The 24,209-nt window shown below is 65.8% G+C and carries 25 protein-coding genes; 18 read left to right on the forward strand and 7 right to left on the reverse strand.

What is annotated here, in order from left to right:
- The first annotated feature begins 66 nt into the window (after positions 1-66).
- The 4 genes from P1K30_RS22310 to P1K30_RS22325 all read left to right on the forward strand — a co-directional run bounded on the left by P1K30_RS22310 (position 67) and on the right by P1K30_RS22325 (position 6,377).
- Complete coding sequence (locus P1K30_RS22310; RefSeq protein WP_275634985.1) at positions 67-1,251, forward strand: aminotransferase class I/II-fold pyridoxal phosphate-dependent enzyme; 1,185 nt, start codon at positions 67-69, stop codon at positions 1,249-1,251.
- Positions 1,252-1,265: 14 nt separating this feature from the next.
- The gene (locus tag P1K30_RS22315) at positions 1,266-4,439 is read left to right on the forward strand and encodes a DNA translocase FtsK (protein WP_275634986.1); all 3,174 of its coding nucleotides are present in this window, start codon (positions 1,266-1,268) and stop codon (positions 4,437-4,439) included.
- A gap of 157 nt (positions 4,440-4,596) precedes the next feature.
- A complete protein-coding gene (locus tag P1K30_RS22320; protein ID WP_275634987.1) occupies positions 4,597-5,670 on the forward strand; it encodes an SH3 domain-containing protein in 1,074 nt (357 codons plus the stop codon).
- A gap of 104 nt (positions 5,671-5,774) precedes the next feature.
- On the forward strand, positions 5,775-6,377 hold the full coding sequence (locus P1K30_RS22325) for a LolA family protein (RefSeq protein ID WP_275634988.1): 603 nt from the start codon (positions 5,775-5,777) through the stop codon (positions 6,375-6,377).
- Between the two features lie 76 nt (positions 6,378-6,453).
- Here P1K30_RS22325 and P1K30_RS22330 read toward each other — a convergent pair whose 3' ends face one another.
- Positions 6,454-7,032 (reverse strand): transglycosylase SLT domain-containing protein, encoded by a 579-nt coding sequence (locus tag P1K30_RS22330; protein WP_275634989.1) that lies wholly within the window; start codon positions 7,030-7,032, stop codon positions 6,454-6,456.
- Between the two features lie 230 nt (positions 7,033-7,262).
- Here P1K30_RS22330 and hspQ point away from each other — a divergent pair, with 230 nt between their 5' ends.
- Positions 7,263-7,589: a heat shock protein HspQ gene (gene hspQ / locus P1K30_RS22335; RefSeq protein WP_275634990.1), complete on the forward strand. Its 327-nt coding sequence runs from the start codon at positions 7,263-7,265 to the stop codon at positions 7,587-7,589.
- 18 nt (positions 7,590-7,607) lie between these two features.
- On the opposite strand, the gene P1K30_RS22340 is transcribed toward hspQ, so the two are convergent.
- Both P1K30_RS22340 and P1K30_RS22345 read right to left on the reverse strand, forming a co-directional pair.
- On the reverse strand, positions 7,608-8,267 hold the full coding sequence (locus P1K30_RS22340) for an RluA family pseudouridine synthase (protein ID WP_275634991.1): 660 nt from the start codon (positions 8,265-8,267) through the stop codon (positions 7,608-7,610).
- A 51-nt stretch (positions 8,268-8,318) separates the two neighbouring features.
- Positions 8,319-8,783: a GAF domain-containing protein gene (locus tag P1K30_RS22345; protein ID WP_275634992.1), complete on the reverse strand. Its 465-nt coding sequence runs from the start codon at positions 8,781-8,783 to the stop codon at positions 8,319-8,321.
- A 138-nt stretch (positions 8,784-8,921) separates the two neighbouring features.
- Here P1K30_RS22345 and P1K30_RS22350 point away from each other — a divergent pair, with 138 nt between their 5' ends.
- The 8 genes from P1K30_RS22350 (at position 8,922) to P1K30_RS22385 (ending at position 15,761) form a co-directional block, all read left to right on the forward strand.
- Entirely contained in the window at positions 8,922-9,266 is a 345-nt protein-coding gene (locus P1K30_RS22350) for an STAS domain-containing protein (RefSeq protein ID WP_275635011.1), read from the forward strand.
- The gene (locus P1K30_RS22355; RefSeq protein WP_275634993.1) at positions 9,256-9,732 is read left to right on the forward strand and encodes an ATP-binding protein; all 477 of its coding nucleotides are present in this window, start codon (positions 9,256-9,258) and stop codon (positions 9,730-9,732) included. The genes P1K30_RS22350 and P1K30_RS22355 overlap by 11 nt, the downstream gene beginning before the upstream one ends.
- A 308-nt stretch (positions 9,733-10,040) precedes the next feature.
- Entirely contained in the window at positions 10,041-11,636 is a 1,596-nt protein-coding gene (ggt, locus tag P1K30_RS22360; RefSeq protein WP_275634994.1) for a gamma-glutamyltransferase, read from the forward strand.
- 10 nt (positions 11,637-11,646) lie between these two features.
- Entirely contained in the window at positions 11,647-12,042 is a 396-nt protein-coding gene (locus P1K30_RS22365; RefSeq protein WP_275634995.1) for a rhodanese-like domain-containing protein, read from the forward strand.
- 119 nt (positions 12,043-12,161) lie between these two features.
- A complete protein-coding gene (locus tag P1K30_RS22370; RefSeq protein WP_275634996.1) occupies positions 12,162-13,193 on the forward strand; it encodes a LacI family DNA-binding transcriptional regulator in 1,032 nt (343 codons plus the stop codon).
- A 105-nt stretch (positions 13,194-13,298) separates the two neighbouring features.
- On the forward strand, positions 13,299-14,018 hold the full coding sequence (locus P1K30_RS22375) for a glycosyltransferase family 2 protein (protein ID WP_275634997.1): 720 nt from the start codon (positions 13,299-13,301) through the stop codon (positions 14,016-14,018).
- A complete protein-coding gene (locus P1K30_RS22380) occupies positions 14,015-14,329 on the forward strand; it encodes a lipid-A-disaccharide synthase N-terminal domain-containing protein (RefSeq protein ID WP_275634998.1) in 315 nt (104 codons plus the stop codon). The genes P1K30_RS22375 and P1K30_RS22380 overlap by 4 nt, the downstream gene beginning before the upstream one ends.
- On the forward strand, positions 14,322-15,761 hold the full coding sequence (locus P1K30_RS22385; RefSeq protein ID WP_275634999.1) for an ArnT family glycosyltransferase: 1,440 nt from the start codon (positions 14,322-14,324) through the stop codon (positions 15,759-15,761). The genes P1K30_RS22380 and P1K30_RS22385 overlap by 8 nt, the downstream gene beginning before the upstream one ends.
- Positions 15,762-15,770: 9 nt before the next feature.
- Here the strand turns inward: P1K30_RS22385 and P1K30_RS22390 are convergent, their stop codons facing one another.
- The 4 genes from P1K30_RS22390 to P1K30_RS22405 all read right to left on the reverse strand — a co-directional run bounded on the left by P1K30_RS22390 (position 15,771) and on the right by P1K30_RS22405 (position 19,181).
- Positions 15,771-16,169 carry a DUF3775 domain-containing protein gene (locus P1K30_RS22390; protein WP_275635000.1) on the reverse strand — a complete coding sequence of 133 codons (399 nt, stop codon included), beginning with the start codon at positions 16,167-16,169 and terminating at the stop codon, positions 15,771-15,773.
- 114 nt (positions 16,170-16,283) lie between these two features.
- Positions 16,284-17,240: an agmatinase gene (gene speB / locus P1K30_RS22395; protein ID WP_275635001.1), complete on the reverse strand. Its 957-nt coding sequence runs from the start codon at positions 17,238-17,240 to the stop codon at positions 16,284-16,286.
- Positions 17,241-17,663: 423 nt separating this feature from the next.
- On the reverse strand, positions 17,664-18,116 hold the full coding sequence (locus P1K30_RS22400) for an NUDIX hydrolase (RefSeq protein WP_275635002.1): 453 nt from the start codon (positions 18,114-18,116) through the stop codon (positions 17,664-17,666).
- A 9-nt stretch (positions 18,117-18,125) separates the two neighbouring features.
- Complete coding sequence (locus P1K30_RS22405) at positions 18,126-19,181, reverse strand: class I SAM-dependent methyltransferase (RefSeq protein WP_275635003.1); 1,056 nt, start codon at positions 19,179-19,181, stop codon at positions 18,126-18,128.
- A gap of 160 nt (positions 19,182-19,341) precedes the next feature.
- Between P1K30_RS22405 and P1K30_RS22410 the strand changes: the two genes are divergently transcribed.
- The 5 genes from P1K30_RS22410 to rfbA all read left to right on the forward strand — a co-directional run bounded on the left by P1K30_RS22410 (position 19,342) and on the right by rfbA (position 24,052).
- On the forward strand, positions 19,342-20,595 hold the full coding sequence (locus P1K30_RS22410; protein WP_275635004.1) for a DNA polymerase IV: 1,254 nt from the start codon (positions 19,342-19,344) through the stop codon (positions 20,593-20,595).
- 112 nt (positions 20,596-20,707) lie between these two features.
- Positions 20,708-21,283, forward strand: a complete 576-nt coding sequence (gene rfbC / locus P1K30_RS22415) for a dTDP-4-dehydrorhamnose 3,5-epimerase (protein ID WP_275635005.1) — start codon at positions 20,708-20,710, stop codon at positions 21,281-21,283.
- Positions 21,280-22,335: a dTDP-glucose 4,6-dehydratase gene (rfbB, locus tag P1K30_RS22420; RefSeq protein WP_275635006.1), complete on the forward strand. Its 1,056-nt coding sequence runs from the start codon at positions 21,280-21,282 to the stop codon at positions 22,333-22,335. The genes rfbC and rfbB overlap by 4 nt, the downstream gene beginning before the upstream one ends.
- Positions 22,332-23,177: a dTDP-4-dehydrorhamnose reductase gene (rfbD, locus tag P1K30_RS22425; RefSeq protein WP_275635007.1), complete on the forward strand. Its 846-nt coding sequence runs from the start codon at positions 22,332-22,334 to the stop codon at positions 23,175-23,177. Before rfbB ends, rfbD begins: the two co-directional genes overlap by 4 nt.
- Entirely contained in the window at positions 23,174-24,052 is an 879-nt protein-coding gene (gene rfbA, locus P1K30_RS22430) for a glucose-1-phosphate thymidylyltransferase RfbA (protein WP_275635008.1), read from the forward strand. The genes rfbD and rfbA overlap by 4 nt, the downstream gene beginning before the upstream one ends.
- The last annotated feature ends 157 nt before the right edge of the window (positions 24,053-24,209 follow it).

Raw genomic sequence — 24,209 nt, forward strand, 5'->3', positions numbered from 1 at the left:
TGCCCGGTACGCTGATCGGCAAACGGGGCGCCAATGACCCCGGACCCTGAGGCATATAGCGAACCGATGACGTTCCCAGAGCGGTTTTCGAACCTGCCAGAATACGCGTTTCCGCGTCTGCGGACACTGCTGGACGATTATGCGCCCGGCGGTGATCCCATCCTTATGTCCCTGGGCGAACCCAAACACGCGTTCCCGGACTGGATCGGCCAGATCATCGCCGACAACATCGCCGACATGGGCCGCTATCCCCCGAACGACGGCACGCCCGAGCTGCTGAACGTCATCTCGGGCTGGATCGGTCGCCGCTATGGCGTGCCGGTGGCGCTGGACAAGCAGATCATGGTTCTGAACGGCACCCGCGAGGGGCTGTTCGGCGCCTGCATGGCGCTGTGCCCCGAGAAGACGCGCCACGGCAAGCAGCCCGTCGTGCTGATGCCCAACCCGTTCTATCAGGTCTACGCCGTCGCCGCGCTGGCCGTCGGGGCAGAGCCGGTCTACGTGCCCGCCACCCGCGAAACGGGGTTCCTGCCCGATTACGAGTCGCTGCCGCCCGAGATCCTTGACCGGACCGAGATCGCGTATCTCTGTTCGCCGTCGAACCCGCAGGGCGTGGTGGCCGATCGCGCCTATTGGGCGCGGCTGATCGAGCTGGCCGAGAAGCACGATTTCCAGATCTTCGCGGACGAATGCTATTCCGAGATCTATCGCGGCGAGGCCCCGGTGGGCGCGCTGCAGGTCGCCTACGAGATGGGCGCCGCACCGGAACGCGTCGTGATCTTCCATTCGCTCAGCAAGCGGTCGAACCTGCCGGGCCTGCGGTCCGGCTTCGTCGCGGGCGGGCCGGAAAGCATCTCGCGGATCAAGAAACTGCGCGCCTACGCCGGTGCGCCGTTGCCGCTGCCCCTGCAACGCGCCGCCGAACGGGTCTGGGCCGACGAGGTCCACGTCGAGTCGAACCGCGCGCTGTATCAGGACAAGTACCAGCTGGCCGACGAACTGTTTGGCGACGTGCCGGACTACATGCCGCCGCGCGCGGGCTTCTTCCTGTGGCTGCCGGTGGCGGACGGCGAGGAAGCGGCACTCAAACTTTGGACCGAGACCGGGGTGCGGGTTCTGCCCGGCGCCTATCTCGGACGCGACACCGGCGCGGGAAATCCGGGTGCGGGATACATTCGGGTCGCGATGGTGGCCCCGATCGAGAACATGCAACGCGGCCTTATGATGCTGCGCGACTGCATTTACGGGTAAGGACGAGGTAACCGATGGCTTCCTATCAGGTCAGACAGCGAGAGCGCCTTTTCGACAGCAAGACGCAGGCGATCATCGAACGCCGGGGCAAAGAACTGCTGGGCGTCGCGCTTCTGATACTCGGGCTGCTTTCCGCGATGATCCTTGGGTCCTACGTGCCCGACGATCCCTCGTGGCTGTCGGCCACCGACCAGCCCGCGCACAACCTGCTGGGCCGGTTCGGCGCGTCGATCGCCTCGCCGTTGTTCATCATCGTCGGCTTCGGCGCGTGGGGTTTCCCTCTGGTATTCTTTGCTTGGGGCGTGCGCTTTGTGCTGCATCGCGGGTCCGACCGTGCGGTGGGCCGTGTCATCTTCGCCCCGATCGCCATCGCGGTGGCTTCCGTCTATGCCTCTACCCATGTGCCCAGCTCTGTCTGGACGCACTCGTTCGGCCTTGGCGGCCTGTTCGGTGACACCGTTCTGGGCGCCGTGCTGGGCGTGGTGCCCGTGGGCGCGGCCTTTGGGCTGAAGGTGCTGGCGCTGCTGTTCGCAGCCGGGACTGTTGGCATGGCGCTGTTCGTGCTGGGCTTCACCGTACCCGAACTGCGCACCATCGGCCGGTATCTGGGCTATAGCGTGGTCCTTGCCTATGCCAGCCTGATGACTCTTGCCGGGCGCGGCGCGTCAGGTGCGCTGACCGGGGCGGTCCGTGGTGCGTCTGCCATGAAGGCGGCCCGTGCCGAACGGTCGGAACGCCGCCGTCTTGCCGCGGAGGAAGCGGCAGCCGAAGAAGCCGCCATCGCCGCCGAGATCGAGATCGCGCCGCGCATGACCCGCAGCGCCCCGCTGGTCGCCCGCCGCCCGGCGGACGAGGACTTCACGATCGAAGCACCCGAGCCGGACGACTTCGACGAACCGGACATGCTGTACGCCGACCCCGCGCCTGAGCCAGAGCCGAAAGGCGGCCTGCGCCTGCGTCTGCCCGGCCTGATGAAGCGCGCCGAGACCGAACCCGAGCCGGAACTGGTCGAGCCGCAGCCGCTGGCCTTCGACGACGCCGAAGGCCCGACCGAGGACCGCATCAAGACGAAGATCGCCGACGTGATCCGCACCCGCGTGCGGCAGGTCCCCGGCCTTGGATCGTCCGCGCGCGCCGAGCCGTCTTTGACCCGTGGCCGTGGTCACGGACCGCGCCCGATGCTGCTGAACAATCCCAACGTGCTGCCGCAGGAACCGCCCGTGACCGCTGCGCAGGCGCAAGAGCCGCTGATGCGCGCGCCGGGCATGTCGGCCGTTTCCGCCGCCGTGGCCCAGCGCCAGGCGGCGCACCAGGCCGCGCTGGAAACCGGCATCCGCCCGGAACCGCAGGCCCACGCCCAGCCCGCCGCCGCCCCGGCACCGCAGCCCGCAGCCGAGTTCCGTATCGACGCAGAGCCCGCCGGTACCTTCGCCGCCCCGCATCATACGCCGCAGGCCTATGACGATGCCTATGGTGCCGAACCGGCCCCCGAAGTGATCCGCCGGGGCGAGGCCGCGCCCGCGTCCGCCGCGACGATGCCCGCCGCCTCCCCTGCCCCGGCAGCCAATGCCGGCCCGGACACCCGTGGCATGGTCCAGCACACGCATCGCAAGACCGCCCCGTCGCGTCAGGCCCAAGCCGAGGCGCAGCCGGCGCTGCAGTTCGACGAACCGGTGGACGACTATCAGAAGCCGCCGCTGTCGCTGCTGACCAGCGCGGTCGAAGTGGAACGCCACCATCTCAGCGACGAGGCGCTGGAGATGAACGCGCGAATGCTGGAAACGGTGCTGGACGACTACGGCGTGAAGGGCGAGATCGTCTCGGTCCGCCCCGGCCCCGTCGTTACCATGTACGAACTGGAACCGGCGCCCGGCCTCAAGGCCAGCCGCGTGATCGGCCTTGCCGATGATATCGCCAGGTCGATGTCGGCGCTGTCCGCCCGTGTGTCCACCGTGCCCGGCCGGTCGGTGATCGGCATCGAACTGCCCAACGCCAACCGCGAGAAGGTCGTCCTGCGCGAGATCCTCGCAACCCGCGATTTCGGCGACGGCAACCAGCGCCTGCCGCTGGCCCTTGGCAAGGACATCGGCGGCGACCCCGTGGTGGCCAACCTTGCGAAGATGCCGCACCTGCTGATCGCGGGGACCACGGGTTCCGGTAAATCGGTCGCGATCAACACCATGATCCTGTCGCTGCTGTACAAGCTGACGCCCGACGAATGCCGCCTGATCATGATCGACCCGAAAATGCTGGAACTGTCGGTCTACGACGGCATCCCGCATCTGCTGTCCCCGGTCGTCACCGACCCCAAGAAGGCCGTCGTCGCGCTGAAATGGGTCGTGGCCGAGATGGAGGAACGCTATCGCCGCATGTCGAAGATGGGCGTGCGCAACATCGAGGGCTTTAACGGTCGCGTCGCCGACGCGCTTAGCCGCAACGAGATGTTCAGCCGCACGGTCCAGACCGGGTTCGACGACGAGACCGGCGACCCGATCTTCGAGACCGAGGAATTCAAGCCCGAGAAGCTGCCCTATATCGTCGTCATCGTCGACGAGATGGCCGACCTGATGATGGTCGCGGGCAAAGAGATCGAGGCCTGCATTCAGCGTCTGGCACAGATGGCGCGGGCGTCGGGCATCCACCTGATCATGGCCACGCAGCGCCCGTCGGTCGACGTCATCACCGGCACGATCAAGGCGAACTTCCCGACCCGGATTTCGTTCCAGGTGACCTCGAAGGTCGATAGCCGCACCATCCTTGGGGAACAGGGCGCCGAGCAACTGCTGGGCATGGGCGACATGCTGTACATGGCCGGCGGCGCCAAGATCACCCGCGTACACGGCCCGTTCGTGTCGGACGAAGAGGTCGAAGAGATCGTGAACTATCTCAAGGCCTACGGTCCGCCCGACTATGTCGGCGGCGTGGTCGAAGGCCCGGACGACGACAAGGAAAGCGACATCGACCTGGTGCTTGGCCTTGGCGGCAACACCAACGGCGAAGACGCGCTGTACGATCAAGCCGTCGCCATCGTCATCAAGGACCGCAAGTGTTCGACCTCTTACATCCAGCGCAAGCTGGCCATCGGCTACAACAAGGCCGCCCGACTGGTCGAGCAGATGGAAGAGGAAGGCGTCGTCAGCTCTGCCAACCATGTCGGCAAGCGCGAGATCCTGGTGCCCGAACAGTAATCGCGCCGCCCGCGCGCCGCGCGGACCACAGCATGCCCCCCCTTTTGCACACGCCCCGCCCCGCGCGGGGCGTGTCGCGCATTGACTGTCCGGTCGCCTTTATTAACCTTGGGTCAGCGCCTGCCCAAACGGGACAGGCCTTGCCTGGGGGGCAAAAATGATCTGGTCCAGAACCCTGTTTGCCGCAGCCGCTTTGGCGCTTGTGGCCGGAACCGCCGCGGCGCAAGACCTGACCGCCGCCGCACCGGGCCCCGCTGTCGACCTTCGCCTGTCCGACGGCGGCGACGAGACCACGATCAGTGAAACCGTCACCGGGCGCGATTTGGCGCTGTACCGCTTTACCGCCAGTGCGGGCCGGACCGTGCACGTCACGATGACCTCGGACAATCCGGCCGCCTATTTCAACGTCTATGCGCCCGACAGCGCCCCCGGCGACGAGGCGCTTGCAGTCGGAGAGTTCACCAATCCGCCGAACGACTGGACCCGCACGCTGACGCGGTCTGGCGACTACACGATCTCTGTCTACCTGTACCGGGCCGCGGCGCGCCGCGGGGAAAGCGCGACGTTCACCCTGACCGTTTCGGTCGATGGCGACGTGGCAGAGATTCCGTCGGACGCCGTCGTCTCGGACCAACTGGCTGCGACCCTTGTCGGCGGGCCGGATGCGCTTGCCGTGTCGGTGACGCCGGGCAGCGCGCTGAACCTGCGGGCCGGCCCGACGTCGGGGACCGAGGTTCTGGCGATGCTGGTCAACGGCGCGGGGCTGCGAAACCTTGGATGCCGGGTGATCGACGGGCGCCGCTGGTGCAACGTCGTAACCCTGACCGACCCCGCCACCGAGGGCTGGGTCGCGGGCGACTATGTGATCGAGGCAGACGCGTCGAAGATGCCTCTTCCCCTGTCCGCCCCGGCCGCATCGCCCGGCGACACCCGGGTCGACCTAGAGCCCGACGCGCCCGGGGCCGAGCTGCTTGGCCTGCTGGGCGCGGGCGAATCCCGGCGCTATGTGGTCGATGCCGGGAATGGCCGAACGCTTCGGATCGACGTGTCGCCGGATGGACCGCCGATCACCTATCGCATCATCAACCCCGACGGCACCGTGCTGCAGGACCGCCTGTCGAGCATCCGCGACTATGCGGCAGAGCTGACCCAGTCGGGCGACCACATCGTCGAACTGGTCAACCGCACCGGGGCGGACGTCGCCTATTCCGTCGTGTTCGAGATCGAGTGATCCGCGATCGGCCTGCGGCCCCCCCTTCGGCCGGACTTGGCGAATCTCCGCAACGTGAAATCTCGGCAGGTGCAAAGCCGCGCCGACATGCTTAAATGCGCGGCATGAAACTCTTTCGCCTCTTCCTTTTGCCGCTGCTCCTTGCGGCCTCGGTTCAGCAAGCCTCTGCGGACGCTCTGAACCTGAACCAGATCTCGGCTTATCTGAACTCGATCACCGATGCGACGGGCCGGTTCACGCAGATCAACAACGACGGATCGACCGCCACCGGCACGATCTACATCCGGCGCCCCGGCCGGATCCGGTTCGAGTACGATCCCCCGAACGACGCGCTGGTCATTGCCGGCGGCGGTCAGGTGGCGATCTTCGACAACAAGTCGAACCAACCGCCCGAGCAGTATCCGCTGCGGCGTACCCCGCTGAACATCATCCTCGAACGGGACGTCGACCTGACCCGCGCGAACATGGTGACCGCGTTCGAATACGACGGCACCTACACCATGATCGTCGCGCAGGATCCAAAGAACCCCGAGTATGGCAACATCCGCCTGATGTTCGGCGGCCCTCCGACGCAGCTTCAGCAGTGGATCATAACCAGCGGCGACGGGACCAAGACCACGGTCACACTGGATGGGCTTGATACGCAGGCCAGCCCCCGCGTCGGTCTGTTCAACATCCCGCAAGAGATGCGCCAGCGCGGTCTTTGAGCCTGCCGGACATCACCCCCGAAAACGCGAAACGCCGCCCCATTGAGGGCGGCGTTTTCCGTTCCGGTCCCACAGCTTAGCGACAGCCGCGCAGCTGAACCTCGTACATGATCGCGCGCTCTTGCACGCTGTCGGCATAGCGCATCAGCCACGGCTTGGCGCGGAAGCTGCCGCGCGCATAGCCCGCCTGCCCTTCGTGATAGGCAAGGTACTGGTTGCGGGCGTCCAGTTTCGAGATACCCAGCCGACGTTCGGTATTGGTCATGTACCAGCCGATGAAGTCGGTCGCGTCGCGGATGTCGTCCCGCTGCGCCCTGCGCCGCCCCTCGGCGGCAAGGTATTCGTCCCACGTCCCGTCCAGCGCCTGGCTGTAGCCATAGGCCGAACTCAGCCGGCCCATCGGGATGACGCCCAGCGCGAATTTCAACGGCGTGCGTGCGTCGCCCTCGAATTTCGACTCGTGGTAAATCGTCGACATCTGGACGTGCACGGGCACGCCCCATTTGCGCTCCGCCCGGCGGAACGCGCGTTTGAAGTCCGGACGCTCTGCGAGAATCGCGCAAGCGTTGTCCAGGTTTCGCGGCGGCTCGACGCTGCCACCGCCGCAGGACGCGACGAAGGCCAGCAAAATCAATGCGCGAAGGGTCCTGCTCATATGCCCCTCTTGTGTTCTTTTGCCTGTAGAGACTAAAGTAAAAGCCACGCGCACGAAACGAAATTTTCTTTTCCAGCCCTTCACGAATTCGTCCCCGTGGCGAGAATTGCGCAGGCCGACGAAACCACTGTCGGACCTGACCCTACAAACTGTTTCCCCGAATTTACGGGCGGTTGCATGGACGCAGGGCTTCGACTCCGGTAAGAATCTGGCGAAACGGGGGCAAAACTATGTTCAAATCGCGTGCCAAGTATTCGTTGGGTCAGGTCGTCCGCCACAAGAAGCACCCGTTCCGGGGTGTGGTCTTCGACGTGGACGCCATGTTCGCCAACACCGAGGAATGGTACCGCGCGATCCCCGAGGACAGCCGTCCGTCGAAAGAGCAACCTTTCTACCACCTGCTGGCCGAGAACGAGAACAGCTATTACGTGGCCTATGTCTCGGAGCAGAACCTTGTCGCCGATTATTCCGGCGAACCCGTGGACCATCCCGACCTGCCCGACCTGTTCGGCGATTTCGAGGATGGCCACTATCCGCTGCAGGTGCAGCTGAACTGACCCCCCGGGTCTTCTTCCCTAGAACGGTACCTTGGCCTTGAAGGTCACGCCGACCCCGCCGTCGGGGTGGCGCAGCCGCAGGCTTTCCGAATGCAGCATCAGGCGCGGGAACGCGCGTGCCGGGCCTTCGGAATAGAACGGATCGCCAAGGATCGGGTGGCCCAGCGCCTTCATGTGAACCCGCAATTGGTGACTACGGCCGGTGCGCGGCATCAGGCGCACGCGCGTGGTCTCCGCGCCATCCGCTTTCTCTAGCCGCATGACGCGCCATTCCGTCTGCGCGGGCTTTCCGTTCTCGTGATCGACCATCTGCAGCGGGCGGTTCGGCCAGTCGACGATCAGCGGCAGGTCCACCTCTCCCTTCGCTGGCTCCAGCTTTCCCCACACACGCGCGACATAGGTCTTCTTCGTCTGCCGCTTCTCGAACTGCAGCCCAAGATGCCGCTGGGCGGACGGGGTCAATGCGAAGACCATGACCCCCGACGTGTCGCGGTCCAGCCGGTGCACCAACAGCGCCTCTGGGAAGGCGATCTGTACCCGCGACAGCAGGCAATCCGACAGATGCTCGCCCTTGCCGGGGACCGACAGCAGGCCCGAAGGCTTGTCGACCACGAGGATCTCGTGATCGGCGTGGATCACCTCCAGCGGGGTGTCGGGCGGATCGTAGACATCGGACATGCCGCGCGGCCTAGCCTCGCCGGACGCGGGGCGCAAGGGTGGCGCGGGGTCTCAGGCGACGCCGGGCCGCTGGAAGACCGACGTCAGGATGGCCTCCAGCGCGGCGGCGTCGTCCTCGTCGAAGGCGGCGGGGCGGTCGCTGTCGATGTCCAGCACCGCGATCAGGTCGCCATCGCCGTTGCGCACCGGCAGGACAATCTCGGACCGGGTCGACGAGGCGCAGGCGATGTGGCCTGGGAACGCGTCGACATCTGGCACAAGCTGCGTTTCGCCGGTGCGCGCCGCCGCGCCGCAGACGCCGCGCGCAAAGGGGATCACAAGGCAGCCGTGGCCACCTTGGTAGGGACCGATCTTCAGCATTTCAGGCCCCGTGACGCGGTAGAAGCCGGTCCAGTCGAACCGGTCATCGGCGTGGTGCAATTCGCACGTGACGGTCGCCATCAGGGCAACCGCATCGGTCTCGCCCTCGGTCAGCGAGCCGATGGTGCGGGCGATGGCGGGATAGTCGATGCGCATGGCGGGCTCCGTGTTCGATGCCGTCTGGGGCGGTGTCCGTCCCAGATATTCGTGGCGCCCCCCAGCGTCCAGAGCGGCGGTCATCGGATGGTAACCATTGCGCCCTAGCCTGCCCATGACCGAGCGATGGAGGAACCGATGCAGCTGGAAGCCGAGGACCGGGATGGTGTCCGGATCGTGCGGGCGACGCAGCCACGGCTGGACGCGGTGGTCGCGGTGCAGTTCAAGGATGCGTTCCGCGATGTGACGGCCGACGCGCAGAACCGTGTCGTGCTGGATCTGTCGGCGGTGGAGTTCCTTGATTCCTCTGGTCTTGGCGCCATCGTCGCCGCGATGAAACACCTTGCCCCCGACAGGCGGCTGGAACTGGCCGGTCTGGGGCCGATCGTGACCAAGGTGTTCAGCCTGACACGAATGGACACCGTCTTTGCGATCCATGCCGATGTTGAACAGGCCTTGGCCGCGCCGGCCGATGCCCCCTGACCCCCCTGCGGCGCACAAGGACGGCGGCGAGGCAGGCGCCGTCCCGGGCGGGGCCGTGCAACTGCCCGCGACATTGGCCGATGTGCGCCGCACGTTGGCCGGGCTGACCGACAGGTGGCGCGCCTACGGAATCCCGCCGGACCTTGCGGACCATGCGGAACTGGTGCTCGCGGAAGTGCTGAATAACGTGGTGGAACACGCGGTGCGCGGCCACCAGAACGCCCGCATCACGGTGGAATGGGATCAGCGGCCCGGCGGCCTTGATCTGCGGGTGACCGACACGGGAAAGCCGATGCCGGGCGGCGACGCCCCCGCCGGCGACCTGCCCGAGCGGCCGGATCCGGCCACCGCCCCGTCCGAAGGCGGCTACGGCTGGTTCCTGATCCGAAGCTTAGCGAAAGACTTGTCCTATCGGCGCGTGGACGGGGTGAACGAGCTGCGGATCAGCCTTGGGACAAACCCCTGACGCACAGCGCGGCACGCCCCCAATCGTTTTCAGTTCGTAAACGATTGGGGCGAATGCATGGCGACAGTATCGGAATCGCCGCCAAATGACCCGGCGGCAGTCACATCGCGGCCCGCAACCGGCGGGATAACAGGGGCATAGCTGAATGGCTAAGCCCGGCAGGGTGCGCACCATTGCCCCCACCCAGTGTGCCCTGTCGGGACCGTTCAGACACTGCCCTTATTCCGGGCAGCCCGGCCCACGGTTTCCGGTTCCAGACCTGCGCACGACGCAGTAGGCTTCCGCCAAAATCCGGAAAGGCCCCCAGCATGACTCAGACGCGTTCGTTCCAAGCGCCCGGTCGGTCGCCCGTCTTCGCCGCGAACGGCATGTGCGCCACCTCTCACCCGCTGGCCGCCAAGGTCGCGGTCGATGTGCTTGAACAGGGCGGCAACGCCGTCGACGCCGCCATCGCCGGCGCCGTTCTGCTGGGGATCTGCGAACCGCAGATGACCGGGATCGGCGGCGACTGCTTCGCGCTGATCAAACCCGCCGGGGACGAACGCATCGTCGCCCTCAATGGCTCGGGCCGGTCGCCGCGCGGTCTGGACGCCGCCGCGATGCGCGACCGTGGTCTGACCGCAATCCCCACCACCGGGGTCGAGGCCGTGACCGTCCCCGGCGCCATCGACGCTTTCTGCCGTCTCAGCGACAACTACGGCATCAAGGCGCTGGACGAGGTTCTGGCCCCCGCCATCCGCTATGCCGAGGACGGCGTTCCCGTCGCACCGCGCGTTGCCCGCGACTGGGACGAATCCGCGTCGCTGCTGCAGGGCCGCGCCCGCAACTTCTATCTGACCAGTGACGGCGCGGCGCCGGTGCCCGGTACGATCTTCCGGCACCCGCAACAGGCCGAGGTCCTGCGCCGGATCGCCGCCGAAGGGCGCGCCGGTTTCTATGAAGGCGAGATCGCCGAAGACATGGTCGCATCGCTGAACGCGCTTGGCGGCAGCCACACGCTGGACGATTTCGCCGCCACCGCCTGCCAGTGGGGCGACCCGCTGTCGACCGATTATCGCGGCACCGACCTTGTCGAGCATCCGCCAAACGGTCAGGGCGCCACCGCGCTGTTGCTGGCGAACATCCTGTCGCACTTCGACCTTGCGTCGCTTGACCCGTTCGGCGCCGAACGCGCCCATATCGAGACCGAGGCGACCAAGCTGGCCTATGACGCCCGCGCCCGTTTCATGGCCGATGCGGACCACATGACGCGGCTGGCGCACATGCTGGATCCGGCCACGGCCAAGGCGCTTGCCGCGCTGATCGATCCGGCCCGCGCGATGCCATCACCCGCCACGTTGACCGAGTCGGTGCACCGCGACACCATCTACATCACCGTGATCGACCGCGACCGCATGGCGGTCTCGCTGATCTATTCGGTGTTCCACAGCTTTGGGGCCGGGCTGGCCAGCGACAGGTTCGGCATCCTGTTCCAGAACCGTGGCGCCGGGTTCACGCTGGAAGAAGGCCACCCGAACGAGGCCGCAGGCGGCAAGCGGCCGATGCACACGATCATCCCGGGGATGCTGCGGCAGGACGGCAAACTGCATATGACGTTCGGCGTGATGGGCGGGCAGTACCAGTCCTGCGGACACGGGCGGTTCCTGACCAACGTTACCGACTACGGCATGGACCCGCAGGCCGCGATCGACGGCCCACGCCTGTTCCCCGAACCCGGCGGCCCGCTGACGATTGAATCCGGCTATTCCGACGCGGTGAAGCAAGAGCTTGCGGACAAGGGTCACACGCTTGCGCCCGTGCCGGTCGGCATCGGCGGCGCTCAGGCGATCCGCATCGATCACGACGGCGGTATCCTTGAAGGCGGCTCGGACCCCCGCAAGGATGGCTGCGCGCTGGGATACTAAGGAGACGACCATGCCGATCCGCCCCGTGAAGGACCTTGTCGCCGAGGCGAAGGCGCGCATCACGACCCTGTCCCCCGCAGAGGCGCAGGCCCGCGCCGACGCGGGAACGGCGTTGCTGGTCGACATCCGGGACATCCGCGAACTGGCCCGCGAAGGGCGCGTGCCCGGCGCGTTCCATGCGCCGCGCGGAATGCTGGAGTTCTGGATCGACCCAAGCTCGCCCTATCACAAGCCGGAACTGGCGGGCGACCGCACGCTGATCCTGTTCTGCGCCAGCGCGTGGCGGTCTGCCCTGTCGGCAGATGCGCTTCAATCGTACGGCATGACCAATGTCGCCGAGATCGCCGGCGGCTTCTCGGCATGGTGCGACGCCGGCCTGCCAGTGGACCGCGACGACGCGGTTTGACATGCGACAGTTGGGCGCCACATCGCCCAAACAGACCCGATGCGGCAGCGCGGCGACTTGCGTATGTCCCGGAATTGGCGCTTACTTTCCGCAGACGCGCAGTCGATGGAGGATGAATAATGGCCAGTGACGATCTAGAGAATGCCAGTCGTCCCCTGACCTTGCGCGACGTGTCCGAGGCGTCGGGCGTCAGCGAGATGACCGTCAGCCGCGTGCTGCGCAACCGCGGAGACGTCTCTGCCGCCACGCGCGAGAAGGTGCTGGAAGCGGCACGCGCGCTTGGTTACGTGCCCAACAAGATCGCCGGGGCGCTGGCGTCGCAGCGCGTCAACCTTGTCGCGGTCATCGTGCCCTCGCTTCAGAACCTCGTCTTTCCAGAGGTGCTGGCCGGCATATCGGAAGTTCTGGACCAGACCCATTTCCAGCCGGTCTATGGCGTCACCAACTACAAGCCTGAGCGTGAAGAGAAGGTGCTGTACGAGATGCTGTCGTGGCGTCCGTCCGGCGTGATCATCGCGGGGCTGGAACATTCCGACGCCAGCCGCGCGATGCTGAAATCCGCGGGCATCCCGATTGTCGAGATCATGGACACCGACGGCGAGCCCATCGACTCGGTCGTCGGCATCTCTCACCGCCGCGCCGGACGCGAGATGGCGCAGGCCATCGTAAAGCAGGGCTATCGCAAGATCGGCTTCCTCGGGACCAAGATGCCGCTGGACCACCGGGCCCGCAAACGGTTCGAGGGCTTCACGCAGGCGCTTGCCAAGGAAGGCATCGAGATCCACGACCGCGAGTTCTACGAAGGCGGATCGGCGCTTTTGAAGGGGCGCGAGATGACCGAGACGATCCTGAAGCGGTCGCCCGATCTGGAATTCCTGTATTATTCGAACGACATGATCGCCGCTGGCGGCTTGCTGTACTGTCTGGACAACGACATCGACGTTCCGGGCCGGGTCGGACTGGCGGGGTTCAACGGCGTCGAATTGCTGGAAGGTCTGCCGGTGAAGCTGGCCACGATGGACGCCTGCCGCGCCGAAATCGGCCGCGAGGCGGCCCGCATCATCGCCCGGCGTGCCAGCGGCGAAGAGGGCGGTGGCGAGAAGGTTGTGCTGACGCCAACAATCGATCTGGGCGCGACACTCAAACGCTGACCCGCGCGGCGCGCCGCGCACGACCGGCGTGCACAGTGGACAACCTTGCGTCCAGCCTGTTAATGCCCCGCGACAGCGCGCGGTCACAGCAGTTCGGGGCGTATCATGCCGGCGGTTTCGGTCGTCATTCCCATGAAGAACGAAGAGGGCAACATCGGCCCTCTGGTCACGGCCATTTCGGCCGCCTGTTCCGTGCTGCCCGATTACGAGATCATCGTGGTCGACGACGGGTCGACCGACGCCACCGCGGACCGCGCGAAAGAACTGATGGCCGACCATCCGGTTCGCCTGGTGCAGCACGCCACGTCTGGCGGGCAAAGCGCGGCGGTTCATTCCGGGGTTTTGGCGGCGCGGTCGCCGATCGTGTGCACGCTGGACGGCGACGGCCAGAACCCGCCCGAAGAGCTGGCCAAGCTCTGGGTCCCGCTGATGGAGGACGCCGCCGTCGGGCTTGTGGCCGGGCAGCGGGTCCAGCGGCAGGATACATGGTCCAAGCGCGTGGCGTCGCAACTTGCGAACCGCATCCGCCGCTGGGCGCTGAAGGACGGTACCCGCGACACCGGCTGCGGCCTGAAAGGCTTTCGACGCGAGGCGTTCCTGCGCCTTCCCTACTTCGACCACATGCACCGCTATCTTCCGGCGCTGTTCACACGCGACGGCTGGGACATCCGGCTGGTTGACGTTGCGCACCGTGAACGACAATCGGGCACATCGAACTATAGTAACCTTCAGCGCGCGCTGGTCGGGATCTACGACCTGATCGGGGTCGCCTGGCTGATCCGCCGCCGCAAGAAGGCCGAACCGCAAGAGGCAACGCGCCCATGAACGAAACGATGCAGACGCTGTTTTCCTGGCTGCACGTCGACACCCTGACGGAATTCTGGTGGGTGGTCTTCGGGCTGGCCGGACAGTTGCTGTTCACCTGCCGGTTCCTTGTCCAATGGATCGCGTCCGAACGCGAACGCCGCTCGGTGATCCCGATCGCGTTCTGGTATTTCTCGCTTGGCGGCGGGCTGGTCCTGTTCACATACGCGCTGTACCGCGCGGATCCCGTGTTCGTGCTGGGCCAGTCGCTGGGCGTCGTGATCTATGCGCGGAACCTGTGGCTGATCCATGCGGAGAAACGCGGTGTCTGACGCCCGCAGGTGGCTGAAGCCCGCCGCGGCGGGGGTCCTTGCCATCACCTTTGTGCGCGTTGTCCTTCTGGCGGTGAATGGCACCGACCTGTTCGTGGACGAGGCGCAATACTGGCTGTGGAGCCAGGAGATGGCGCTTGGCTACTATTCCAAGCCGCCGCTGATTGGCTGGGTGATCGGCCTGTTCACCGTGTTTTCCGACGCGACCTTTTGGGTCCGTCTGCCCGCGCCGCTGTTCCACGGCGCGACGGCGATGATCCTTGGCGCCATTGCCGACCGGCTGTTCGGCGCGCGGGCCGCCGTCGTCACCGCATTGGCCTATGTCACCCTGCCGATGGTCGCGCTGGCGAGCCTGCTGATTTCCACCGACACGATCATGTTCCCCTTCCTGGCGGGGGCGCTGGCGATGTACCTGCGCGTGCTCGACACGCAGGACCGCAAGGCGGCGGCGCTGACCGGATTGCTGCTGGGGCTGGCGTTCCTTGGGAAATACGCGGCGATCTATTATCCGATCTGCGCCGTGCTGGCCGCCGTCGTCTTCCACGAGGCGCGCCCCACCCGCCGCAACGTCGGGATAATCATGGGCGTCTTCGTCCTTGTGATCTCTCCGAACCTGCTGTGGAACTTGCTGAACGGGTTCTCGACGGTCTCTCATACGCTGGACAACGCCGACTGGGTCCGCGATCCGGGCAGCCGCGCCAGCCTGAACTTCAGCGGCTTGTTCGAATTCTTCGCGTCGCAGTTCATCGTGTTCGGGCCGGTCCTGTTCACGGCGCTGCTGATCATCGCCGCCCGCGCCCGCAAGCGGTCGCCCGTCGTGCAGTTCCTGCTGATCTTCGCGCTGCCGATCCTTGCCATCGTCTGCGTGCAGGCGCTTCTTAGCCGCGCTTATGCGAACTGGGCCGCCGCCACCTATATCGCGGGCCTGCTGGTCGCCGTGCCGTGGCTGCTGCGCCGTCACCGCGCGTGGCTGGTCGCGTCCTTCGCGATCAACGGGTTCTTCTGCGTGCTTCTGCCAGTCGCCAGCGTGATCCCGACCAGCTTCACCTGGAACGGTGAGCAACTTCTATCGCGTTATCTAGGCCGGGCCGAGATGAGTGAAACCATCATCGACATCGCGGGCGACCTTGGCGTCGATGCCATCGTCGCATCGAACCGCGATATCCTTGCCGACCTGTTCTATACCGGACGCGACGCGGGCATTCGCATGTTCGCCGTCCCACCAGAGGGTCGCGCGCCGCATCACTATGCGCTGAAATACCCGTATCGCGCGGATGGCGGCGACGTGCTGCTGGTTCTGCCGCGCGGGTCCGAACCGCCCTGCCCTGCCGAAGCGATGGACCTTGCCGAAATGGCCCCCACGGACGGCGCCTATCGCAACCACCCGCAAGAGCTGTACCTGATTCCCGGCCTTTGCATCGCGATGCCGTAAGGCACGCGGCTATAGGAAGTCCTCTTCGACCTCTGAGACGTCGACGCCCAGCTTTTCCAGACCGGATTCAAGGTAGTCGGGCAGCATCGGAATCCCCAGCAGGTAATCCGACGTCGGGCCCGTACGCTCGTTAACGGCGGTCTGCACGGCTTCGTCCCATTCCTCGGGCTCGAACGTCTCGCGGCCGATCCACATGATCGCGACAAGCTCGGCCTGCTGGTCCTTGGGCAGGTTCTCGATGAACTCGCGCACCTCGGTTTCGGTGGCATCGCCGCGGCGCATCTCGAGGATCGCGTCGGAATCGATCGAGTCGCCCGGGCTGTCCCAGCGACCGACCTTCGCGTCCAACTCGCGGGCGCGGAAGATCACATGCGCCACGCGGCGCGCGGAAATCTGCACTTCAGCCATCTCAAGGGCTCCTTTCGTCCGGCCAACACTCGGACAGGTGTCGGGGTTCCACCATGATCTGGCGCAAAACGGGGCTTGTCCATCCCCCAGCCCCCCGCACGATTTCGTGCGCGGTCAGCCTTTGCCGGTCATCGCGCACAGCATCTCGAACATGATCGACACGCCCAGAAACGCCGTGCCGCCGGACGCGTCGAAGGGCGGCGACACCTCGACAAGGTCGGCCCCCGCGATGTCCACGCCCGCCAGTTCCCGCGCAACGCACAGCGCCTGAAAGGAATTGGGGCCCCCGACCTCGGGGGTGCCGGTGCCGGGGGCGAAGGCCGGGTCGACGAAGTCGATGTCATAGCTGACATAGGTGGGCCGACCGCCCGCCACCTCGCGCGCCTCGGCCATCACGTCCGGGATGCCACGGGCGAAGAATTCCTCGATCTCGACAAGGCGGACGCCGTTGGCGCGGGCAAAATCCTTGTCTTCGGTATCGTAGGCAGTGCCGCGAATGCCGATCTGGATCACCCGTTTCGGATCAAGCAAACCTTCCTCGACCGCGCGCCGGAAGGGGGTGCCATGGGTGTACATCTGGCCACCGAAATACGAGTGGAAGAAATCCGTGTGGCTGTCGAAGTGGATCATGCCCAACGGTCCGTCCTTCGCCAGCGCGCGCAGGATCGGCAGGCTGGACAGGTGGTCGCCGCCTGCGGTCAGCGGACGGATGCCCGCGACTTTCACCTGTTCGTAGAACGCCGTGATCCGCGCCATGCTGTCGGCGATGTCCGCCGGGTTCGGCGCGACGTCGCCCAAATCGGCGCAGTTCACCACCTCGAAAGGGCGAACCCCGGTCGCCCCGTTCTCGGCCCGGATCATCGTGGACGCGTCGCGCAACTGACGTGGGCCGTGACGCGGGCCGGGCCGGTTGGTGGTGCCGCTGTCCCAAGGCACCCCGATGACGCCGATGTCGACATCCGCGAAGCGGTCGTGTCCCGGCGGCACGACCGGCAGCCGCATAAAGCTGGGCACCCCGGCGAAACGGGGCAGTTCCAGACCCGACACGGGGTGAAAGAAAGGGTCGGACATCGCGGTCTCCTGTGGTCGGTCGGTGGCAGGGTAGCACGCCCCACCCGGCCCGCAACGCAATGCGCTGACCAAGCGGACGTCACATTCTTTCGGAGTTTCAAATTTTTTTCGCGTCGCGTGAAACTTCCGACAAACCATTACGTGGATTTAGGTAATCCGGCTCAAACGGGTCGGAGAAGTAACGAGTACATTGTTTTCCAGGGTCATCGCGCGTTGTCGCTTCATCCCATGTTCCGGCTTGTGTGCCGCCGGAACAGAGGTCGGCATCGGACCCGCTGTGTATTGTCAGTTTCGGGCATCTTCCGGCCTCTCGGTCCCGGAAGCAGTCTCCCTTCGCCCGAATGGTTCCCCGTCCCAGGGGACCTGGAGGTTCCGTGTTCACCAGTCCCCATCCCGGTGGCGCGGAACCTCCTATTTTTTTGCTCAGTCCCGCTTTGCCCGGCCGGTCAGGTAATCCCTGAGACGGCGCTGCAGATGCGGGATCGCGTCGGGCCGGGACAGGAATTCTTCGACACTGAACCACCGCAGCGCCTGACCCTCGTCGCCCAGCCGGGCGGACGCGATGACCTTGGGCGGCACCTCGGCCACAAGAAACCAGCGGCGCGGGCCGGTCAGGTCGTTCGCATTGGGGTAAAGCCGCTTCCAGATGATCCACGCCGGATCAAGGTGCAGGCCGGTTTCCTCGCGCGTTTCGCGCAGAACGCAGTCCTCGGCGGACTCGTCGCCTTCGCGGCCACCTCCCGGCAGATCCCACAGCCCGGGGAACGGGATGTCGGGGCGATTGTCCCGTAACAGCGACAGCACCACGCCTTCGCTCATCACGGCAAGCTTCGCGCCATCGAAATCCTGCGGCGGGGCGGGGTCGGCCTTGGTCATGCGTGCGGCCTACAGCCCAAGGCCGTCGAGATGGTCGAACAGGATTTCCCCGATCTCAAGCGTGTCCAGCGGGGCCGCCGGCGGGAAAGTGCTTTCCGGCCGGTCAGCCACAAGCAGCGTCGTGCCGCGATACCGCGTCACCGCCTCGATCCGGTCAAAGGCGCCGGTGGCCGCCAGCGCCTGCGACAGCGGTTCGTGGAACCCGATCATGTATCCCGGCCCGGCAGAGGCTTCGTACCCCGATACGATCAGGCGCTGGCCGGTGGCGGCGACAAGCCCCTGTACAAGGGTCGCGAAGGCCTGCGGGTCGCGCTGGTGGATCAACACATCAAGGCACAGGACCACATCGCGCGGGCCGTGGCGGTCCGGGTCGACCATGCCGACCTCGAACGCCCAGTCCGGCCGCAGCGCGCGCGCCCTGTCCAGCGCGGTCTCGGCAAGATCGAGACCAAGGTAGCCCTTCAGCGACAGGGCATTCACCACCTCGAGATCGCCACAACCGACGTCCAGCACGCTGCTTGCGTTCTCGATCCCGACGCGCTTCAGGCAGTGGCGTTTCAGCGTGACGAAAACGCCCCGCGATCCCTTGCCGCTGCCCAGTTTCGGGTCCACCGCATAGCGGTAGGACCAGAACAGCCGGTTGTCGAACTCGGACCGGAACGCATGGTTCAGCGTGCGCGCCTCCGCCCGCATGGCCTCGTCGAAGAACCGAAGATCCAGCAGGCCCACCGCGTTGATACGTCCCCGGATATCGAGGAACCCGCCAACGTCGCCGGGGCCGGTTTCGGGGTCGGCAAGCCACGCGGCCAGCGCGTCTTCCGGAAACGCGACGGGCTGCCCCGGCCTCAAAAGCGCACCCGCGGGCACGGCGCCCGGCCCGGCAGGCGCGCCCGCTACCGTGACGCCCGGCACAGCGGTGCGGAAGCCTTCCCACACGCTGCCGGGTTCGCCCTGAACCGCGACGTCGACCTTCGCGTCCGGGACGGCAGCCAGAACCGCCTGTACCGAGCGGAACGCAAAAAAGGCATCGACGGGCGTGTCGAATGCAACGACCTGAACGCGCAAGGGTTTTCTCCAACCGGGGACGACGGGGCGCATACTGCCCCCCGTCCGCGTCCGCGCGCAACCCTTGGCGCACCGGAAGGATGATCGCCTCTCCCGTCCGGGGCGCGGTCGCGCTATTCTAAGCACCGTACCGGACCAGTGCCCGAACGGACGCCGCCCCATGCCCGCCCTTTGCAGAGACTGCCTGACACGCTTCGATACCGGCGCACGCTGTCCGTCGTGCCGGTCGCCGCGCATCATCGCGCACCCCGAACTGTGGGACCTGTCGATCGCGCACATGGATTGCGACGCGTTCTATGCCTCGGTCGAAAAGCGCGACAATCCCGAGCTTCGCGACAAGCCGGTGATCATCGGCGGCGGGCGGCGGGGTGTCGTGTCAACGGCCTGCTACATCGCCCGGATCAAGGGCGTGCGGTCCGCCATGCCGATGTTTCAGGCGCTGAAGCTGTGCCCCGAGGCGGTCGTCGTGAAGGGGCGGATGGACACCTATGTCGAGGTGTCGAAACAGGTGCGGCAGATGATGGAAGAGCTGACCCCGTCGGTCGAACCGCTGTCGCTGGACGAGGCGTTTCTGGACCTGACCGGCACCGCACGCCTGCACCATGCGCCGCCCGCCGTTTTGTTGGCGCGGCTGACCAAGCGAATGAAGACCGAACTGGGGATCACCGGGTCGATCGGTCTGTCGCACAACAAGTTCCTCGCCAAGGTCGCGTCCGATCTCGACAAGCCGCATGGCTTCGCGATCATCGGCAAGGCCGAGACCCAGGCGTTTCTTGATCCACGGCCGGTCAGCCTGATCTGGGGCGTCGGGAACGCGTCGGGCGCCAGCCTGGAGGCTGCCGGGATTCGCACCTTCGCGGACCTGAAACGCTGGGACAAAGAGCAGCTTGTCGCCCGCTTCGGGTCGATGGGTGAACGGCTGTACCATCTTGCACGCGGCGAGGATCACCGGCGCGTCACCCGCAACGCGCCGGTGAAGTCGATCTCGAACGAGACGACGTTTCACGAGGACACCGCCGACCCCGAGGTTCTGGACGGCCACATCTGGCGCTTGTCCGAGAAGGTTTCCGACCGCGCCAAGGCAAAGGGCAAGGCGGGACGCGTCGTCACGCTGAAGCTGAAGCGCGCGAACCACCGCATCCTGACGCGACAGTCGCAGCTGACCGATCCCACACAGATCGCGGATCGCATCTATCGGACCGCGCGGGACTTGTTCGACCACGTTGGCGACCAAGGGCCCTATCGGCTGTTGGGCGTCGGTATCTCGCATCTCAGCGGCGACGACACCGCCGACCGGGTGGGGGACCTGCTGGACCCCAACGCCGGGCGGCGCGCGGACGCCGAACGGGCCACCGACGCGATCCGGCAACGCTTTGGCCCGGATGCGATCGTCAAGGGCCGGTCGCTGCGGTAACGCCCTTCGATCGCCACAGTATTTCCCCGGATGCATGATGGACCGGACCCTGCAACTGCCCTAGGTTCGCCCGGGGGGAACCCGTACCGACACGACGTGGATTTCAGGGGTCATGGCCGAATTCAAGACGACATCGCTGGAAGGTGTCTACATTATCACGCCGCGTCGCTTCGGCGATCATCGCGGCTTCTTCAGCGAAAGCTATAACGAACGCGTCTTCGCCGACGCAGGGATCGACATCCGCTTCGTGCAGGACAATCACTCGTTGTCGGGGACAACAGGCACCGTCCGGGGCTTGCACTTTCAATCGCCGCCCCACGCACAGGCCAAGCTGGTGCGCTGTGGCCGTGGGCGGATCTTCGACGTTGCCGTCGACATCCGGCGCGGCAGCCCGACCTACGGCCAGTGGACCGGCGCGGAACTCAGCTTTGACAACGGTCGCCAGCTGTTGATCCCCGAAGGTTTCCTGCACGGGTTCATGACGCTCGAGCCCGACTGCGAGATCGTTTACAAATGCTCTGACTTCTACGCGCCCGAATGCGACGGCGCCGTGCGGTGGGACGATCCTGACGTCGGCATCGAATGGCCCCACACCGGCGCCGATCCGGTGCTGTCCGAGAAGGACGCGAAGGCGCCCGCGCTGGCGGATTTCGACACGCCGTTCACCTACGCGGAGAAGGTTTCGTGAAACTACTGGTTACCGGCGGTGCCGGGTTTATCGGGTCCGCCGTCGTCCGGCTGGCCATCGCGCGCGGCCACGAGGTCGTCAACGTCGACGCGCTGACCTACGCCGCCTGCCTGGACAACGTGGCCGACGCGGCCAAGGCGCCGGGCTATGCCTTCGAGCAGGTCGATATCCGCGACCGCGCCGCGCTGGATCGCGTGTTCGCCGCGCACAAGCCCGACGCCGTGATGCACCTTGCCGCCGAAAGCCATGTCGACCGGTCGATCGACGGCCCGTCCGATTTTATCGAGACGAACATCACCGGCACCTTCAACATGCTGGAGGCCGCGCGCGCCTATTGGGAAGGCGCAGGCAAGCCCGAAGACTTCCGCTTTCATCATATTTCGACCGACGAGGTGTTCGGCAGCCTGCCCGCCGACCCGTCCGTGCAGTTCACCGAGACGACCCCTTACGACCCGCGCAGTCCCTATTCCGCGTCAAAGGCCGCCTCGGACCACCTTGTCCGCGCGTGGCACGAGACCTACGGCCTGCCGGTCGTGCTGACGAACTGCTCGAACAACTACGGCCCCTATCACTTCCCGGAAAAGCTGGTGCCGGTGATCATCCTGAACGCGCTGGCCGGAAAGCCGCTGCCGATCTATGGCGACGGATCCAACGTCCGCGACTGGCTGTTTGTCGAGGATCACGCCGACGCGTTGCTGCTGGTGGTGCAGAAGGGCGAACTTGGCCGCAGCTACAACATCGGCGGCGAGAACGAGCGTTCCAACCTCGAACTGGTGAAGACGCTGTGCGGCATTCTCGACAGGCTTCAGCCGAAGGACAACGGCAGCTATGCTGACCAGATCACCTTCGTCACCGACCGGCCCGGCCACGACGCCCGTTACGCCATCGACCCGGCGCGAATTCGCAAAGAATTGGGCTGGCGCCCCTCGGTGACCATCGAGGAGGGGCTGGAGAAAACGGTACGCTGGTTCCTTGATAACGAACCGTGGTGGCGCAAACTGCAATCGCGGCAGGGCGTCGGCCAACGGTTGGGCACCGGGGGCGGCAAATGATCCTTGTGTTCGGCCAGTCCGGTCAGGTCGCCCGCGAGCTTGCCCGTCGCGTGCCCGATGCGCGGTTCATCGGCCGAACCGAGGCTGACCTGTCCCGACCGCAAGAGCTGAAGGCGATCATCGACCTTGCCGAACCCTCTGCCGTGATCAACGCGGCGGCCTACACCGCCGTGGACCGCGCCGAAGAAGAACGCGACCTTGCGATGACGGTGAACGGTGAGGCGCCGTCAGAAATGGCAGCCGCCTGCGCGGCACAGGGCATTCCCTTCGTCCACATGTCGACGGATTACGTTTTTCCCGGAAAGGGTGACGCGCCGATGGCGCCCGACGCCCCCACCGGCCCGATCAACGCCTACGGCCAGTCAAAGCTGGCGGGCGAACTCGGCATCCGCGCCGTGGGCGGCCCCCACGCGATCCTGCGCACGTCATGGGTGGTCTCGGCGCACGGCGCGAACTTCGTGAAGTCGATGCTGCGCCTGTCCGAAACACGCGACAAGCTGACCATCGTAGCAGATCAGATCGGTGGGCCTACCCCCGCCGGCCCGCTTGCCGCCGCCTGCCTTGCCGCGGTGGAGGCGCTGAAAAACGACGCTTCGGTCTCTGGAACATACCATTTCGCCGGCGCGCCGGACGTCAGCTGGGCCGATTTCGCGCGCGAGATCTTCCGGCAGGCCGGCCGCGACGTGGTCGTGGAGGATATCCCGACGACGGCCTTTCCAACCCCGGCGCGCCGCCCGCACAACTCTCGGCTGGATTGCAGCACGCTGGATCGGCTTGGCATTTCCCGTCCGGACTGGAAGGCGGAACTGACTGAAATACTGAAGGAATTGGAGACAGCATGACAGCGCGCAAAGGCATTATCCTCGCCGGCGGCTCCGGCACGCGGCTGTATCCGCTGACGATGGCCGTGTCGAAACAGCTGATGCCGATCTACGACAAGCCGATGATCTATTACCCGCTGACGGTGCTTATGCTGACCGGCATCCGCGAGATCGCGATCATCACCACGCCGCAGGACCAACCCCAATTCAAGCGCCTGCTTGGCGATGGCAGCCAATGGGGCCTGACGCTGGAATACATCGAACAGCCCTCGCCCGACGGACTGGCGCAGGCCTATGTGCTGGCCGAGGATTTTCTGAACGGTGCGCCGTCGGTCATGGTGTTGGGCGATAACATCTTCTTCGGCCACGGCCTGCCCGAGATCCTGCTGCGCGCGGCGGCCCAAGACACTGGTGGAACGGTATTCGGCTATCATGTCGCCGATCCCGAACGCTATGGCGTCGTCGATTTCGCCCCCGACGGGACGGTGCGCGAGATCATCGAAAAGCCCGAGGTGCCGCCATCGAACTATGCGGTCACCGGCCTTTATTTCCTGGACGGCGACGCACCGCGCCGCGCGCGAGAGATCAAGCCATCGGCACGGGGCGAGCTTGAGATCGTGTCGCTGTTGGAGACGTATCTTAAGGACGGCTCGCTGCTGGTCGAGAAGATGGGCCGTGGCTATGCGTGGCTTGATACCGGCACACACGGGTCGCTTCTCGATGCAGGCAATTTCGTTCGGACCCTGTCGGTCCGGCAGGGAATGCAGTCCGGTTGCCCCGAAGAGATCGCCTATCTGGCAGGGTGGATCGATCGCGCGCAGTTGAAGAAACACGCCGAGATGTTCCAGAAAACCGAATACGGCGCCTATCTGGCCCGCCTTGCCGAGGGGCAGTGACGCCGGCGTCTGCGTATGAAGTAACACATCAATTAAATGAGAAAGAGCCAGAAGCCGGATTCGCCGACCTTCTGGCTCTTTGTCATTTATGGCCCGCAAAAGCGTCCGCCTTATGCGCTCACGCTCGCTCTTGTCCCCGGAACGCAAAAAGCGCGCC

Source organism: Psychromarinibacter halotolerans (assembly GCF_029168315.1).
Classification (GTDB): domain Bacteria; phylum Pseudomonadota; class Alphaproteobacteria; order Rhodobacterales; family Rhodobacteraceae; genus Psychromarinibacter; species Psychromarinibacter halotolerans.